This is a genomic window from Streptomyces sp. NPDC048565, assembly GCF_040650935.1.
In the GTDB taxonomy this organism is placed as follows: Bacteria; Actinomycetota; Actinomycetes; order Streptomycetales; family Streptomycetaceae; genus Streptomyces.
The window spans coordinates 54,583-69,118 of sequence record NZ_JBEZIH010000025.1 but is presented as its reverse complement, the minus strand read 5'-3'; the positions used below and the strand labels follow the sequence as shown (position 1 = coordinate 69,118).

Annotated in this window: 14 protein-coding genes; 8 read left to right on the top strand and 6 right to left on the bottom strand. The window is 72.7% G+C overall.

Translation table 11 applies throughout. From position 1 onward, the window contains the following. Positions 1–15: 15 nt before the first annotated feature. The 4 genes from AB0C75_RS27275 to zapE all read right to left on the bottom strand — a co-directional run bounded on the left by AB0C75_RS27275 (position 16) and on the right by zapE (position 4,191). Positions 16–894 (bottom strand): polysaccharide deacetylase family protein, encoded by an 879-nt coding sequence (locus AB0C75_RS27275; protein WP_362894409.1) that lies wholly within the window; start codon positions 892–894, stop codon positions 16–18. Between the two features lie 117 nt (positions 895–1,011). Beyond that, a complete protein-coding gene (locus AB0C75_RS27270; protein ID WP_362894357.1) occupies positions 1,012–2,388 on the bottom strand; it encodes an alkaline phosphatase PhoX in 1,377 nt (458 codons plus the stop codon). A 149-nt stretch (positions 2,389–2,537) separates the two neighbouring features. Further along, complete coding sequence (locus AB0C75_RS27265) at positions 2,538–2,963, bottom strand: OsmC family protein (RefSeq protein WP_362894356.1); 426 nt, start codon at positions 2,961–2,963, stop codon at positions 2,538–2,540. 85 nt (positions 2,964–3,048) lie between these two features. Then, positions 3,049–4,191, bottom strand: coding sequence for a cell division protein ZapE (zapE, locus tag AB0C75_RS27260; RefSeq protein WP_362894355.1), 1,143 nt, complete (start codon positions 4,189–4,191; stop codon positions 3,049–3,051). Positions 4,192–4,228: 37 nt separating this feature from the next. On the opposite strand from zapE, the gene AB0C75_RS27255 reads away from it, so the two are divergent. The 4 genes from AB0C75_RS27255 to msrB all read left to right on the top strand — a co-directional run bounded on the left by AB0C75_RS27255 (position 4,229) and on the right by msrB (position 7,495). Then, a complete protein-coding gene (locus AB0C75_RS27255) occupies positions 4,229–5,002 on the top strand; it encodes a pyrimidine reductase family protein (RefSeq protein ID WP_362894354.1) in 774 nt (257 codons plus the stop codon). A 158-nt stretch (positions 5,003–5,160) separates the two neighbouring features. Then, on the top strand, positions 5,161–5,613 hold the full coding sequence (locus AB0C75_RS27250) for an indole-3-glycerol phosphate synthase (protein ID WP_362894353.1): 453 nt from the start codon (positions 5,161–5,163) through the stop codon (positions 5,611–5,613). A gap of 70 nt (positions 5,614–5,683) precedes the next feature. Beyond that, a complete protein-coding gene (gene murC / locus AB0C75_RS27245; RefSeq protein ID WP_362894352.1) occupies positions 5,684–7,078 on the top strand; it encodes a UDP-N-acetylmuramate--L-alanine ligase in 1,395 nt (464 codons plus the stop codon). A 9-nt stretch (positions 7,079–7,087) separates the two neighbouring features. Beyond that, positions 7,088–7,495 carry a peptide-methionine (R)-S-oxide reductase MsrB gene (gene msrB / locus AB0C75_RS27240; RefSeq protein WP_362894351.1) on the top strand — a complete coding sequence of 136 codons (408 nt, stop codon included), beginning with the start codon at positions 7,088–7,090 and terminating at the stop codon, positions 7,493–7,495. A 24-nt stretch (positions 7,496–7,519) separates the two neighbouring features. On the opposite strand, the gene AB0C75_RS27235 is transcribed toward msrB, so the two are convergent. Beyond that, positions 7,520–7,990, bottom strand: coding sequence for a hypothetical protein (locus AB0C75_RS27235; RefSeq protein ID WP_362894350.1), 471 nt, complete (start codon positions 7,988–7,990; stop codon positions 7,520–7,522). A gap of 94 nt (positions 7,991–8,084) precedes the next feature. Beyond that, a complete protein-coding gene (locus AB0C75_RS27230; RefSeq protein ID WP_362894349.1) occupies positions 8,085–10,499 on the bottom strand; it encodes a GTPase-associated protein 1-related protein in 2,415 nt (804 codons plus the stop codon). Between the two features lie 202 nt (positions 10,500–10,701). Here AB0C75_RS27230 and AB0C75_RS27225 point away from each other — a divergent pair, with 202 nt between their 5' ends. The 4 genes from AB0C75_RS27225 to AB0C75_RS27210 all read left to right on the top strand — a co-directional run bounded on the left by AB0C75_RS27225 (position 10,702) and on the right by AB0C75_RS27210 (position 14,502). Beyond that, the gene (locus AB0C75_RS27225) at positions 10,702–11,538 is read left to right on the top strand and encodes an alpha/beta fold hydrolase (RefSeq protein ID WP_362894408.1); all 837 of its coding nucleotides are present in this window, start codon (positions 10,702–10,704) and stop codon (positions 11,536–11,538) included. Between the two features lie 126 nt (positions 11,539–11,664). After that, positions 11,665–12,081, top strand: a complete 417-nt coding sequence (locus AB0C75_RS27220; RefSeq protein ID WP_362894407.1) for a MarR family transcriptional regulator — start codon at positions 11,665–11,667, stop codon at positions 12,079–12,081. A gap of 152 nt (positions 12,082–12,233) precedes the next feature. Next, entirely contained in the window at positions 12,234–12,380 is a 147-nt protein-coding gene (locus AB0C75_RS27215; RefSeq protein ID WP_362894348.1) for a hypothetical protein, read from the top strand. A gap of 1 nt (position 12,381) precedes the next feature. Further along, positions 12,382–14,502, top strand: a complete 2,121-nt coding sequence (locus AB0C75_RS27210; protein ID WP_362894347.1) for a bifunctional serine/threonine-protein kinase/ABC transporter substrate-binding protein — start codon at positions 12,382–12,384, stop codon at positions 14,500–14,502. Positions 14,503–14,536: the final 34 nt, after the last annotated feature.

Below are 14,536 nucleotides of genomic sequence, written 5' to 3'. Positions count from 1 at the left end.
CGAGCGGCTCAGCTCTCAGCCCCGCATCAGCTCGGAGACCTTGACGAAGCGGTAGCCGCGCTTCCGTAGCTCCGGGACGATCCGGCGTACGGCGTCGTCGGTGACGGGCGCCGCGCTGCGGGTGCAGTGCATGACCACCAGCGACCCCGGCTTCACCTCGTCCAGAACCTGCTCGGCCACCGCGTCCGTGTCCGTGGCGAAGGCGTCACCGCTGACCACGTCCCACTGGACCGCGGTCACCCCGGTCGGGGCCAGGGCCTTGAGCGAGGCGTCGTCGTAACAGCCGCCGGGGAAGCGGAAGTACGGCACGACGTTGCGCGCGCCCGTCCCGCGGATCGCGGCGAAGGTCCGCTCCACCTCGCCCCGCATGTCCGGCTTCTCGACGGTCGGCAGCCCGTAGCAGGGCGAGGAGAAGGCGTAGTGGCTGAACGAGTGGTTGGCGATCTCGAACAGGGGATCGGTGCCGATCGAGCGGGCCTGGTCGGGATACTCCTGCGCCCAGCTGCCGGTCATGAAGACCGTCGAAGGGACCTTCAGCCGGCGGAGCGACGCGATCAGGCCGGGATTGTCGAAGTGCTCGCCGTCCGCGGCACGCGGCCCCTGATCCGCCGTCATGTCCGCGTCGAAGGTGAGCGCCACGACCTTGCCTGCCGCCGCCCCATCCGACCCGCCGGCCCCGCCGGCCCCGCCGGCCCCGGCGTTGTCCGCCCGCCGTTCGAAGACCGGTGTGAGACCACCGGGTCCGGGGGCCAGGGCGGGCGGTTCGCTCTCCGCGGCCGGCGAGGGGGACGGGGATCCTGTCGCCGGCCGCGGAGAGGCTGTCGGAAGTGCGGCGGGGGCGGTGCCGGAGCTTCCGCAGCCGGCGAGCACCCCACCCAATACAGTCAGAGCGATTGTCGTACGAACGGATTTGATCACTGAGGGACGCTAGCCGTTGGCCGACCCGGTGGTCCTCACGCCGCTCCGGCGCCCCGCCGGATCACCCGTCTGCCCATGGCCTCAGGGCCACGGTCAGCGCCAGGGGCCCGTAACCGCGAACGTCGTCCCCGGTGTGTAGCAGTTCACGAACATCGTCCCGCCGTCCGGTGAGAACGTCACACCCGCGAACTCACCCCACTCCGGCTCCTCGTCCGTGCCGATGTTCTGCCGCCCTCGGGCCATCGCGTAGACCTCGCCGCGCCGCGTCACCCCGAGCACGTGCTGCGCGCCGCCGCCGTCCTCACAGACCATCAGGCCGCCCCCGGCGGCGAGGCAGATGTTGTCGGGAGACTCGCCCGGCAGCTGGATGTCGGTGTCCGGGCCGAAGACGATCACCAGGGTGAGCCGGCGTCGCTCCGGTTCGTACCGCCACACCTGGCCGAAGTGGTCGGCGGCCGACCCCTCGGAGCTGTGCGCGAAGCTGGAGACGAAGTACACCGAGGACCCGCCCCAGTAACAGCCCTCCAGCTTCTGGGCGTGCGTGATGCCCTTGGGCCCGAAGTCCTGGAGCCTGATCGGCGTCTGCGCGGCCTGCGGATCGGGTACGGGGACCCACTCGATCCGGTCGAAGCTCGCACCCGTCTCCTGGATCACGGAGAGGTCGGGGACGCCGGGTACCCGCATGGCCTCCAGCGTGCCGCCGGCCCGCAGGGAGCCCGTACCGCCGAGCGGCCTGTCGGGGAGGAAGCGGTAGAAGAGCCCGAAGGGCCTGTCGAACGCGTCCTCCGTCTCGTACACGATGCCGTTGTGCGGGTCGATCGCGATGGCCTCGTGCTGGAAGCGCCCCATCGCGGTCAGCGGTACGGCGCCGGTGCGGTGCGGATCCGCGCCGTCCACCTCGAAGATGAAGCCGTGGTCCTTCGTGTAGCCGTTGGTGCCGGCCTTGTCCTCGGTCTCCTCGCAGGTCAGCCAGGTCTTCCAGGGGGTGGGGCCGCCCGCGCAGTTGACGGCCGTACCCGCGATGGCGACGCGCTCGCCGTGCACCTCGCCCCGGCCGTCGATCTCCAGTGCGGTGCAGCCGCCCCTGCCCATGGGGTCGTAGGTGAGGCCCTCGATCGTGGGGACGGCGATCTCCGCGTCCTCCCGGTTCTCGTGGTTGCGCACGAGGCGGACCCGGCCACCGCGGCCGGCGAAGGCGGCCATGCCGTCGTGATTGCTGGGCACCCGGCCCTCGCCCGAGCGGAGCGGGTCGCCCTCCCGGGAGAGCACCCGGTAGCGGAAGCCCTTCGGCAGATCGAGCAGACCGTCGGGGTCCGGCAGGAGAGGGCCGTAGCCGCTGTGGCCCCTGGCCTCGGCTGCGCCGGAGAAGAGTTCGGTGAAGGCCCCGGTGAAGGCGACCGATGCGGCGGTCGCGGCACTGCCGGCCAGGACCTGTCGTCGTGTTGCGAGTCGTCGAGGTGCGGATGACATGAGGCAACTCCCTGTTGGCGGACAGGTGAAGTGACCCGCATGTGTGTAGCACGCGCCGTGGCACACGTGAACCATGCGGGCCACGGTGCCTCATGTGTCCCGCATGTGTCCCCGGGGCGGGTGATGGCCCCGGAGACACATGCGCTCGGTCAGGCCAGGGACGCGGTGAGCGTGATGGTGGTGCCCGTGAGCGCCTGGCTGACCGGGCAGTTCGCCTTGGCGTCCTCGGCGGCCTTCGCGAAGCCCGCCTCGTCCAGGCCCGGAACCTCGCCCTCCACCGTGAGGTGGATGCCGGTGATGCCGGTGCCCGGCTGGAAGGTGACCTCGGCCTGCGTGTTCAGCCGGGTGGGCGGGGTGCCCGCCGTGGCCAGGCCGTTGGACAGAGCCATCGAGAAGCAGCTGGAGTGCGCGGCCGCGATGAGCTCCTCGGGGCTGGTCTTGCCGTTCGCCTTCTCCGCGCGGGACGGCCAGGACACCGGGTACGCCCCGATCCCTGAGGAGTCGAGGGTGACAACGCCATTGCCCTCGAGCAGGTTGCCTTCCCAGACCGTGTGCGCCTGACGCGTGGTAGCCATGCTGGATCCCTTCGAAACGGTGTGCGCGGTCGGACGGGCGTACACAGCGCCCTTGAGGCACTCGTACGCCCTTCACCCCCCGAACCTACTGCTCCACCAGTCCCTTTGCGTCACGCGCCAGTGCAGTCAGCCGTGAGATCGCCCGGAAGTACTTCTTCCGGTACCCGCCGTTCAACATCTCTTCGCTGAACAGTTGGTCGAAGGGGAGACCGGAGGCGAGCACCGGGACCTCACGGTCGTACAGCCGGTCCGCGAGCACCACCAGGCGCAGTGCCGTCGACTGGTCGGGCACCGGCTGCACATCGGTGAGGCAGACCGCGGTGATCCCGTCCGTCAGTGCGCCGTACCGGCTCGGATGGATTCGGGCGAGGTGGTCGAGCAGGGCCGGGAAATCGTCGAGGGAGGCGCCCGGGTTCGCGTACGCGGCCCTGGTGACCTGGTCGTCGGTGTACGGCGGCGGGGCCTCGGGCAGGCCTCGGTGGCGGTAGTCATCGCCGTCGATGCGCAGCGGCCTGAAGTGCGCGGAGAGCCCCTGGATCTCGCGGAGGAAGTCGGCCGCCGCGAAACGGCCCTCGCCGAGCTTGCCCGGCAGCGTGTTCGAGGTGGCGGCCAGTGCGACGCCCGCCTCGACGAGCCTGCTGAGCAGGGACGAGACCAGGACGGTGTCGCCCGGGTCGTCCAGCTCGAATTCGTCGATGCAGAGCAGCTGGTGCCCGCTCAGGGTCTGCACGGTCTGCTGGAAGCCCAGCGCGCCGACGAGGTTCGTCAGCTCGACGAAGGTGCCGAAGGCCTTGAGCGAGGGCGCGGCGGGGGTGGCGTGCCAGAGGGAGGCCAGCAGGTGCGTCTTGCCGACGCCGTAGCCGCCGTCGAGATAGACGCCACGGGGCCCGCTGGGTGCCGCGGCAGGCTTCTTACCGAACCGCCCACCCGTCGCCCGCCACCACCCCACAGGCGATGCGCTTCGCGCTCCACCTGATCGGCCCGACCCCATGGCATGCGCCCCGCCGAGCCCCGCGGCGAAGGAGCTGAGGACCTCGACCGCCTCGGTCTGGCTCGGCTGGTTCGGGTCGGGCACGTACGTATCGAAGCGCACCGAGTCGAAGCGCGGCGGTGGCACCATCTCCGCGACCAGCCGGTCGGCGGGGACGCGCGGTTCGAGGGCGCACAGGGACTGCGGGGCCGTTTCGGCTATGGGGCTCTGCCCCGGCACGGCTGTGGAGGACGACACAACTCTCCATGTTAGAGGCCGTGCCAGACTGCTGCGCATGCGACGCCTGCTCCCTGTGACGGACCTGACAACCCCGGCCGTTTCCGCCGCCGACCGTGAGTGGACGCTCGACGAGCTGGCCGACGCCTACGCCTATCCGCACGGCGATGGCCCCTGGCTCCGGGCCAACATGGTCTCCACCCTGGACGGCGCGGCTCAGCACGACGGCCGCTCCCAGGGCATCTCGAGCCCCACCGACATGCGGATCTTCGGCACCCTGCGGGCCCTGGCCGACGCCGTCGTCGTCGGCGCCGGGACAGTACGTCAGGAGGGCTACCGGCCCGCGCGGGTCCGCGACGCGTTCGCCGCCCGGCGCGCCGCGGCGGGGCAGCGGCCCGCCCCGGCCGTCGCGGTCGTCAGCGCGGGTCTTGACCTGGACTTCTCGCTCCCGCTCTTCGCTTCGCCGCTGGTCCCGACCCTCGTGGTCACCGGGGCGACGGCACCCACGGACCGGGTCGCGGCGGCCAGGGACGCGGGGGCCGAGGTGCTGTTCGCCGGGGACGGCGCCGCCGTCGACCCGGCGCGCGCGGTCATGGAGCTGGGCCGGCGGGGCTTCGGCAGGCTCCTCACGGAGGGCGGGCCGCGACTCCTCGGCCAGTTCGTGGCGGCCGGGGTGCTGGACGAGCTCTGCCTGACCCTGTCCCCGCTGCTCACCGCCGGAGCCGCTCAGCGCATCGCCGGAGGCCCCGCCATCACCGTGCCGGAACGTTTCTCCCTCATCTCGCTCCTGGAGGAGGCAGGATTCCTCTTCAGTCGGTACGGGAAGATCTGACACTTATCGGAATAACCCGTTCCGGTTAGCCCCGGATGGGCAGACTAGGTCCTGCAACCCCGTGCGACTGCGGGGAAGGATGGTTTCAGCAACAGCGGTCGTCCCTGCGGCCGACGAGATGAAGCGGAAGGGCGCCTGTCGTGTTCACAAGCGTTTTGATGGTCGAGAAGCCCCTCACTCCCGAGGACGTGGAATTCGTCACGACCCTCCACGGTGATGAGCGGATCTCGTTCGTCGTGCTGATGCAGCCCCGCAGTGACCAGGCCGATGTGCTGCTGCGCGCGATCGACGACGTGGCGATCGGCGAGCTGCGCGACGCCGTCCGCGAAGGCGAGCAGCCGGAGGGCAAGGAGGCCAGGGAGCCCGCCGAGATGGCGCTGGAGTATTCGCTCAGGGAGCTGCGCGAGGCGGGTTCGGAGGCCATCGGACAGGTGATCGAGGACCACCCCCTGGACAAGCTGAAGACCGTGGTCGACGACTCCGGGGCCGACGAGGTCATCGTGCTGACGGCGCCGCACTACGTCGAGGAGTTCTTCCACCGCGACTGGGCGTCCCGGGCCCGTCACAAGGTCGGCGTACCGGTGCTCAAGCTCTTCGCGCACAGCGAATAGGCTGGGGCGGACCCTGACCCACTGGGGCGGGCCCAGACCCAACACACGTCACACCTCGGGAGAGACACGTATGGCACCCGGTATTCCTGCCGCCCTTGAACGGCCGCACTTCATCGGCATCGGCGGCGCCGGAATGTCGGGCATCGCGAAGATCCTGGCCCAGCGCGGGGCGAAGGTGGCGGGCAGCGACGCCAAGGAGTCCGCCACCGCCGAGGCCCTGCGCACGCTGGGGGTGACCGTCCACATCGGGCACGCCGCCGGGCACCTGGCCGACGACGCGACGTCGGTGGTCGTCTCCAGCGCCATCCGCGCCGACAACCCCGAGCTGGTCCGCGCCGCCGAGCTGGACATCCCCGTCGTCCACCGCTCCGACGCGCTCGCCTCCCTGATGGAGGGCGTGCGCGCCCTCGCGGTCGCGGGCACCCACGGCAAGACCACCACCACGTCGATGCTCGCCGTCGCCCTGTCCGAGCTCGCCCTCGACCCCTCGTACGCGATCGGCGGCGATCTGGAGGGCCCCGGCACGAACGCCACGCACGGCCACGGCGACATCTTCGTCGCCGAGGCCGACGAGAGCGACCGCAGCTTCCAGAAGTACGCCCCCGAGGTCGCGATCGTCCTCAACGTCGAGCTGGACCACCACGCGAACTACGCGTCGATGGACGAGATCTACGAGTCCTTCGAGACCTTCGTCGGCAAGGTCGTCCCGGGCGGCACCCTCGTCATCGCCGCCGACCAGCCCGGCGCCGTCGAGCTGACCCGGCGGGTCCGCGAGCTCTCCTCGCTCACCGTCGTCACCTACGGCGAGTCCGAGGGCGCGGACGTCCGTGTGCACAAGGTCACCCCGCGCGGCCTGACCAGCGAGGTCACGGTCGTCCTCAACGGCAAGTACCTCACCTTCGCGGTCTCCGTACCCGGCCGGCACTACGCGCACAACGCGGTCGCCGCGCTCGCCGCCGGTGTCGCCCTCGGCATCCCCGCGCACAACCTGGCCTCCGCGCTGGGCAAGTACACCGGGGTCAAGCGCCGCCTCCAGCTCAAGGGCGAGGCGGCCGGAGTGCAGGTCATCGACTCGTACGCCCACCACCCCACGGAGATGACCGCCGACCTGGAGGCCATGCGCGGCGCGGCGGCCGACTCCCGGATCCTGGTGGTCTTCCAGCCCCACCTCTTCTCCCGCACCCAGGAGCTCGGCACGGAGATGGGCCAGGCCCTCGCCCTCGCCGACGCCTCGCTGGTCCTGGACATCTACCCGGCCAGGGAGGACCCGGTCCCGGGCGTCACGAGCGCGCTGATCATCGACGCGGCGAAGGCCGCCGGCGCCGATGTCACCGCCGTCCACGACAAGGCGTCGATCCCCGCCGCCGTCGCGGGAATGGCGAAGCCCGGCGATCTGGTTCTCACCATGGGAGCGGGCGATGTCACCGACCTCGGCCCGCAGATCCTGGACCACCTGTCGAGCTGAGGAGCCACCGTGTCGTACGACGTCGAGAAGCCGGACGAGCAATGGCGGGCGGAGCTGACGTCCGCCGAGTACGCGGTGCTGCGCAAGGCCGGCACCGAGCCCGCCTTCGTGGGTGAGTACACCGACACCACCACGGCGGGCGTCTATTCCTGCCGTGCCTGCGGTGCGGAGCTGTTCCGCTCCGACACCAAATTCGAGTCGCACTGCGGCTGGCCGTCCTTCTTCGACCCGAAGGACACCGACGCGGTCGAACTGCTCCAGGACAGCAGCCTCGGCATGACCCGCACCGAGGTGCGCTGCGCCCGCTGCGGCTCGCACCTGGGCCATGTCTTCGAGGGCGAGGGCTACCCCACGCCCACGGACCAGCGGTACTGCATCAACTCGATCTCGCTGACGCTGGCGCCCGACGAGAGCTGAGAACCCGGGCCGGGCCGGCCGCCGTCAGTCCTCCTCGGACTCGGCGGCCGCCTCGGCCTTCAGCAGCGGGTGCGCCACCCCGGGGAACACCCGGGCCCGCACGACCTCCTCGGCCGCACCGCCCTGCACCACCGTCTCGGCCACGCCCCAGGGGCGTCCCGCCAGCCGGACGGTGAGGGTGTAGGACGCCGAGCAGCCCATGCACTCGTAGCGGTCCGCCCAGACCTCCACCTCGGTGAGGCTGCCCGGGTAGCGCTTCACATGCCGGTGCCTGGCGTGGCAGCGCTCGCACGTCTCACCCGGCTCACACGTACCGCCGCACGGGCACGGCACGTCCAGCGACTCCGCGGGCAGCCACCGCTGGAGGAGCCGGGCCTCACCGGTCGCACCCATGTCCTTCATCGCCTTCAGGTTCCGCGCGGCGACGTTGTACGACTCGCCGGTCGCGGCCATCCGGTCCCGGATGACGTCCTTGCGTCCACGGTTCGTCGTCATGCTGTTTCCTCCTGGGTGTCACGCAGCCCGACAGGAGGCACACGAGATCAGAACGTCCCACGGTACCCGCCACGCGGAGCGTTCAGCGACCGCGTCACGCCCTGCGTACCCGCCCCGCGATGCGTCTGCCGAGCCGGCCCAGGGAGCGGGACGGACGGTTCCAGGTGCGGAAGGCGTCCAGGGTCCGGCTGCTTCCCTCGCGCTCCACGGCCGCTTCCACCGCGGCGAGCTCCTCCGCGGACAGGGCGCGCACCACGGGGCGCAGCACCTCGTCCAGCAGGGCGGTCCTGGTGCGGGTCCAGTCGTCGCCCGCGTGCGGATGGGCGTTCCACACGGTGAAGCAGTCCGCCACGTACGCGGGGTCCGCCCGCAGCAGAGCCAGGACCGCGTCGCCGCGGGCCGCCCTGCCGTACGCCGCGATCAGGCCCTCGTCCCCGCTGTGCACGAACGCGTACAGCTCGTCCCCGGGCCGGCCCGGGGCCAGCAGCCGGTCGGCCAGGGCGCCGAACGCGTGCTCCAGGGCCGGGGCCTCCGCTGGTTCGGCGCGGCTGCGCAGGGTGCGGGCGCGGTCCGCCCAGCCCGGTTCGCCGTCTCCCGCGCGCATGTCGCGCGCGAAGTCCAGCAGCATCAGGCAGGCGCGTACCCGCGCGCCGGTCTCCTGCGGGAAGCCGAGCAGCAGGTCGTGGGCGAGCTCGGAGGCGTCCTCGTCACCGGAGGGCGCGGCGAGCGCGGCGTCGACCAGACGGGTCCAGGTGCCGGCCGTCCGGTGGGCGTCGGACGTGGTCTCGTCCAGCAGCGAGCGGGCCTCGCCCGCCGTCGGGATGTCCTCGCCCCACACCAGGCCCACGGCGGTCCGCAGCACCAGCGGCTCGGCGAAGGGGGACATGCCCGCCGCGCGCAGCACCGTGTGCAGGACCCCCACCCGCTCCGTGCCCCGCGCCTTCGCCCCGGGTGCCTCGGCGCACATCCGCAGATGCGGCAGCGCCTGCGTCCCGGTGAACGGCAGGGGGACCAGGGCCAGCAGCCGCTCCATGTCCGCGGGGCGGTCGGGGGCGAGCCGGTCCAGCTCGCCCAGGAGCGCCGTACGGACGTCGAACTGCTCGTCCAGCAGATCCAGCAGTGTCCGGTACCCGCCCTCCCCGGGGTCGTCGAGCAGCGCTTGCGCCAGCCGGCCCACCACGTCGGGCATCAGCTCCGCGAGGTCGAGGCCGAGCAGCCGGGCGATCCGCAGCAGCTGCACGGTCCGCGCCACACCCGCGGGCACCGCGGACGACAGCTCGGCCAGCAGCTCGTCGCCGAGCTCATCGACCAGCGCGGCCAGGGCGCGCTCCCCGGCGGGCTCGTCGAACGCCGTACGCGCGGGCGGCTCCAGGGTCACGTCCCCGCCCCGTACCGCCTCCGTCACCAGCAGCGCGGCCAGCGGCGCGGTGACCGACGCGGGGCAGCGGCCGTCCAGCGCGGTCAGCAGCCTGAGCGCCGCGGCACACTCCGCGGCCGTACGGTCGTCGGCGGGCGCGGTCAGCGCCCCGGTCAGCTGCCGGGTCCGCGACTCGTCCAGCGCGTAGGGCCGCTCGGCCGCCCAGTCGGCCGCAGCCGCCCGCTCGTCCGACCCGAGCACGATGCCGGCACCCAGCGCCGTGACGGCGAGCGGCCCGGCCGCGAAGGGCTCGCCCGGCAACTCGGCCGCCCGGCGGAACAGCTCGGGGGCCCGGCTGCGCCAGATCCGGGCGGCCGTCGCCGCCCATGCGTCGTCCACCGCGGGGGCGGGGCGCGGACCGGAGGCGGTGTGCACCCGGAAGCGAGGGTCGCGGATGTCGGGCGCGTCCTCGGGAAGGACGCCGATGACCCGGTGCGTGGCGCGCCCGGGATGCCGGGTGTACGTCGTGAACGTCAGCCGCTCGGCGTGCTCCCGGGGGAGCACGGCGGTGGCCAGCGCCACCCACCGGGCCACGTCCGCGCTGTGCCGCTCCACGAGCACGACCGGTGGCGCGGACGGGTCCTCGCTCGCGCGGCGCAGATCGCCGAGCACGGCGGCCAGCCACGGGCTGCGGGCCACGGCGAAGTCGCCGAGCCCCTCCCTGGTGAGCCCCCGTGAGGGGCCGTCCGCGATGACCAGGGACGTCAGCGGGTCGGGCAGCCTGCGGTCCGGCGTCAGGGAGAGCCATCCCGCGGCCCCCCACGCGGTGATGGGGAGCACCTGGCCGGGTATCGGCGCACCGGGCGTGAGATGGACGGCGTGGGCGTGGAACCCGCTCGTGCCCGTGGCCACCGTACGGCTGAGCAGATGGCTGCCGTCGGAGAGCAGGGCGAAGCCGAACGCGACAGGCAGCGCGCGGAGCCGCGCGTCGGGGAGGGGGCCGGGGGCGTCCGCCGGAGCTTCGTACGCCAGGAGCGGTGCGGCCTCCGCGCGCACCGGCCCGGGTATCCCGGGGTCCACGGCGGTGAACCGGCCGGCGGGCACCCCGTCCCCGGACACGACGGAGGTGTAGTGCAACTGCGGGAGGCTCATGCTTAAGGCCCTCATCGTCCCTGCCACGTGCGTCCCCGTCACACACACCGCCGCTCGCCGCCCTGTCGGTGCGGCCCGGCCCGGCGGAGCGACGACCCCGGCGGGGAGCTTTCCGCAGTCGTGCGGGCGACGCTATCAAGCCCTGACGCCCCGTTGGACCCGCGCCCGGGGGGCAAGCCCGTAGGTTGGCTCCATGACCGACGTGACCGAGGTGACGCTGTCCGCGGGAGTGGTGGAGTACGAGGACACGGGTGGGGACGGCCCCGTGGTGGTGCTGCTCCACGGTGTGGCCATGAACGGCTCGCTGTGGCGCCATGTCGTCGCCGGGCTGCGTCCCGACTTCAGATGTGTCGTGCCCACGCTGCCGCTGGGCGCCCACCGCAGGCCGATGCGCCCGGACGCCGATCTGACGGTTCCCGGAGTCGCCCATCTGGTGGCGGAGTTCCTGGAGAAGCTGGACCTCCACGACGTCACGCTGGTACTGAACGACTGGGGCGGCGCGCAGGCCCTCGTCGCGGAAGGCAGGGACCAGCGGATCGGCAGGCTGGCGATCACCTCCTGCGAGGCGTTCGACAACTATCCGCCCGGTCTGCCCGGCCGCAACCTCGCGATCGCGGCGCGGATCCCCGGCGGGCTGCGGCTCGCCTTCGCCCTGCTGAAGCTGAAGCCGATGCGCAGACTGCCCCTGACCTGGGGGTGGATGAGTAAGCGGCCGGTTCCGCACGAGGTGATGGACGACTGGTTCCGGCCCCTGTGGACCTCCGCGGCGATCCGCCGGGACCTGCGGGCGTACGTGCTCGGGGTGCCACCGAAGGACGAACTCCTGGCGTGGGCCGAGGCGTTGCGCACCTTCGACCGCCCCGCACTGGTCGTCTGGGCGGCCGAGGACAAGGTCATGCCGCTCGCCCACGGCCGGCAACTGGCCGAGATGCTGCCGCGGGGTGAACTCGTGGAGATCGCCGACAGCTTCACCCTCATCCCCGAGGACCGGCCCCGGCCGCTGACCGAGGCCATCAGAGCGTTCGTGCCGCTGCCCTGACCCACGACGGGAGACCCAGGGCCGGCGGGCGGGTGGTATATGTGCGGTGCAGAGCCCCGAGGTACCGCGCAGGCGGTCGAGAGAAGGACCGTGGACAAGCCGACGCACCTGGTCGAGTTCGAGACGATGCTGCTCGGGCGGCACCTCCAGCCGAGCGTGCTCCGCGCCAGGGGCGGCGGGCGTCTCGACCGCAGCGCCTACACGCTGCTGAGCCGGATCCGTATGGAGGGCCCGATGTCCATCGGGCAGCTCGGGGAGGCCTTCGGTCTCGACGCCTCCACCCTGAACCGGCAGACCGCCGCCATGCTGCGGGCCGGCCTGGTCGAACGCATCCCGGACCCCGACGGGGGTATCGCGCGTAAGTTCCGCATCACCGATGCGGGTGAACGCGACCTCGACGAGGAGCGTGCGGACAACATCAGCGGCCTCGAGCGGGTCATGGCCGACTGGTCGCCCGACGAGGTCAACCGCTTCGCCCAGTACCTCAAGCGCTTCAACAGCGACATCGAGAACCTCGACGGCAGGCCCTGGCCCCGGCCCTGAGCGCACGGCGCCGTTCCGTCACACGCGTGTGCCGCTTGTCGCACAGGCGCAACAGTCCGCCGGATCCCCGTCCGTCGCGACCTCCTGCTTCTATGATCGAGCGGCGTCGAGAGCAAAGTGGGGGGCAGGCACGAGTGAGACACCGTCGGTCGTTGCACAGACACTCGGTGTACCAGGGGGTCTCGCGGACCTACGTCTTCGACGAGGACCAGCTCCTCGTGGGCAACGACGCGTATCTGTACCGGGTCGAGAAGGGCCGCTACCGCTTCGTCGGCCCTGCGCCGAAGAGAGGGACCTGAGATGCGACCGCTCACCTCGGAGGACCCCCGCGCCATCGGCGAGTACCGCACCCTGGTCAGGCTCGGGGCCGGCGGCATGGGAGTCGTGTACCTGGCGCGTTCGCCCGGCGGTGCTCTGGCCGCCGTGAAGGTGATCCGCGCCGAACACGCCGACGACCCCGGATTCCGGGCCCGCTTCCGACGCGAGGCGGAGGCGGCCCGGCGGGTCACCGGGCCATGGGTGGTCCCGGTGACCGGCGCGGACACCGAGGCCCGCGAGCCCTGGCTGGCCACCGCGTTCGTGCCGGGTCCCTCGCTGGCCGAAACGGTCGACACGCAGGGGCCGTTGCCGGCCGGCACCGTACGGGCGCTCGGCGCCAGGCTGGCGGAGGCGCTGGCCGCGGTGCACGGGGCGGGCCTGGCCCACCGCGACGTCAAACCGGGCAATGTGCTGCTGGCGCTCGACGGGCCACGGCTCATCGACTTCGGCATCGCACGCCACGACGGAGCCACCGCCCTCACCGCGACCGGCGCGGTGATCGGCACCCCCGGCTATCTGGCCCCCGAGCAGGCGTCGGCGGGGGAGTCGGGTGCGGCAGGCGACGTCTTCTCGCTCGGCTGTGTCCTCGCGTACGCGGCGACCGGGCGCCTCCCCTTCGGCCAGGGCCCGGCGGCCGGCGTGCTCTTCAGGACCGTTCACGAGGACCCGGACCTGACCGGCCTGCCGGACCAGCTCCTGGGCACGGTCACCGCCTGCCTGGCCAAGGACCCGGCGCACCGCCCCACCGCCGAACAGGCCGCGGAGCTGCTGACCGGCAGCGGGACGGCGGACCCCTGGTCGGTGCCGGGTCTTTCCGCGCTGATCGCCGAACGCTCCTCCGCCGCACTCGTCCTGCCGGACCCCGAGCCCCTCCCCACCACCGCCTTGGACCCCGTGCCCGCCGGGGGGATCTCCCGGCGCAGGGTGCTCGCCGCCGGAGCCGCAGGCGCCGTCCTGCTGACCGGTGGCGGCACCGCCGCGTGGCTGGCGGCCCGGCGCGGGGACACGGCCGACGGGCGGTCGCAGGGCACAGGGCCCCGCCCCACGTACACCATCGGCCTGCACGCCGACCTCAGCGGACCTGGCCGGGCCCTCGGGCTCGCCCACCAGCGGGGCGCCCAGCTCGCCGTCGCCGCCCACAACGCCCGCACCGGCACGGAGTTCGCCCTGGCCCTGCGCACCGAGGACGACGAGGGAACGGCCGAAGGGGCGCTCCGGGTCGCCGACCGGCTCTCCACGAGCCCGAAGGTGCTGGCCGTCGTCGGCCCGAGCACGGACAGCACGCGCGAGGACGTCGTCGAGCGCTACGAGCGCGGCAACCTCGCCACGGTCGTCGTCGCGGCCCGCTCATCGGACGGTGTGAGCACCGCATCGACCCGCTGCGTGATCCGGCCACCCGACAGCGTGCTGCCCGCCGGGCTGATCCACTACGTGGTCAACGCCGGCCCTGCCAAGCGGATCCACGTCATCGACGACGGGGCCACCCCGCAGAGCAGCTGGCTGATCACGCACGCGTTCCGCGACGCCACCCTGCCCGGAGCCACGCTCACCGTGCACTCGGTGAAGGCGGACGACGGCTTCGGCCCCGCCGCCCGGTCGGCCGTCTCCGCCCGCGCGGACGCGGTCGTCTTCGCGGGCGGATCACCCACCCGGGGCGCCGGCTGTGCCAGGGCGCTGGCGGACGCCGGATTCACCGGGACACCGCTGTCCACCGGGTCCGTCCTGACCCCGGCCTTCCTCCGGGACGCGGGGGATGCGGGGGAGGGCTGGGTGTTCTCCGAGGCCTGGACCGATCCCGCGGCAGCCCCCGCAGCGAAGGCGTTCACCGCGGCGCACCGCGCCCGGTTCGACGCCGCTCCCGGCCGCTGGTCCGCCGAGGCGTACGACGCGGTCGGCCTGATCGCACGCGCCGCCCGGACGACGAGCGCGACGGACGCCGAGCGGGGTGGAGTGGCCCAGCGGCTGTTCCTGCTGGACTACCAGGGCATCAGCCGACGGGTGTCGTTCCACGGCGCCCGCCAGGTGCGGACCGAGACGGGGATGTTCCTGTACCGGGTCGAGGACGGCCGGGCACGCTGGCTGGGGCCGTACAAGACGGTGTGAGCCCGCAGGTGGGTGCCCGGCGGGGTGACATCCG

Bases quoted from the DNA above. Each gene is read 5' to 3' on its own strand.
- AB0C75_RS27270 (WP_362894357.1), bottom strand. From the start codon at position 2,388: ATGTCATCCGCACCTCGACGACTCGCAACACGACGACAGGTCCTGGCC.
- AB0C75_RS27265 (WP_362894356.1), bottom strand. From the start codon at position 2,963: ATGGCTACCACGCGTCAGGCGCACACGGTCTGGGAAGGCAACCTGCTC.
- AB0C75_RS27255 (WP_362894354.1), top strand. From the start codon at position 4,229: ATGCGACGCCTGCTCCCTGTGACGGACCTGACAACCCCGGCCGTTTCC.
- AB0C75_RS27250 (WP_362894353.1), top strand. From the start codon at position 5,161: ATGGTCGAGAAGCCCCTCACTCCCGAGGACGTGGAATTCGTCACGACC.
- murC (WP_362894352.1), top strand. From the start codon at position 5,684: ATGGCACCCGGTATTCCTGCCGCCCTTGAACGGCCGCACTTCATCGGC.
- AB0C75_RS27235 (WP_362894350.1), bottom strand. From the start codon at position 7,990: ATGACGACGAACCGTGGACGCAAGGACGTCATCCGGGACCGGATGGCC.
- AB0C75_RS27230 (WP_362894349.1), bottom strand. From the start codon at position 10,499: ATGAGCCTCCCGCAGTTGCACTACACCTCCGTCGTGTCCGGGGACGGG.
- AB0C75_RS27220 (WP_362894407.1), top strand. From the start codon at position 11,665: ATGCTGCTCGGGCGGCACCTCCAGCCGAGCGTGCTCCGCGCCAGGGGC.
- AB0C75_RS27210 (WP_362894347.1), top strand. From the start codon at position 12,382: ATGCGACCGCTCACCTCGGAGGACCCCCGCGCCATCGGCGAGTACCGC.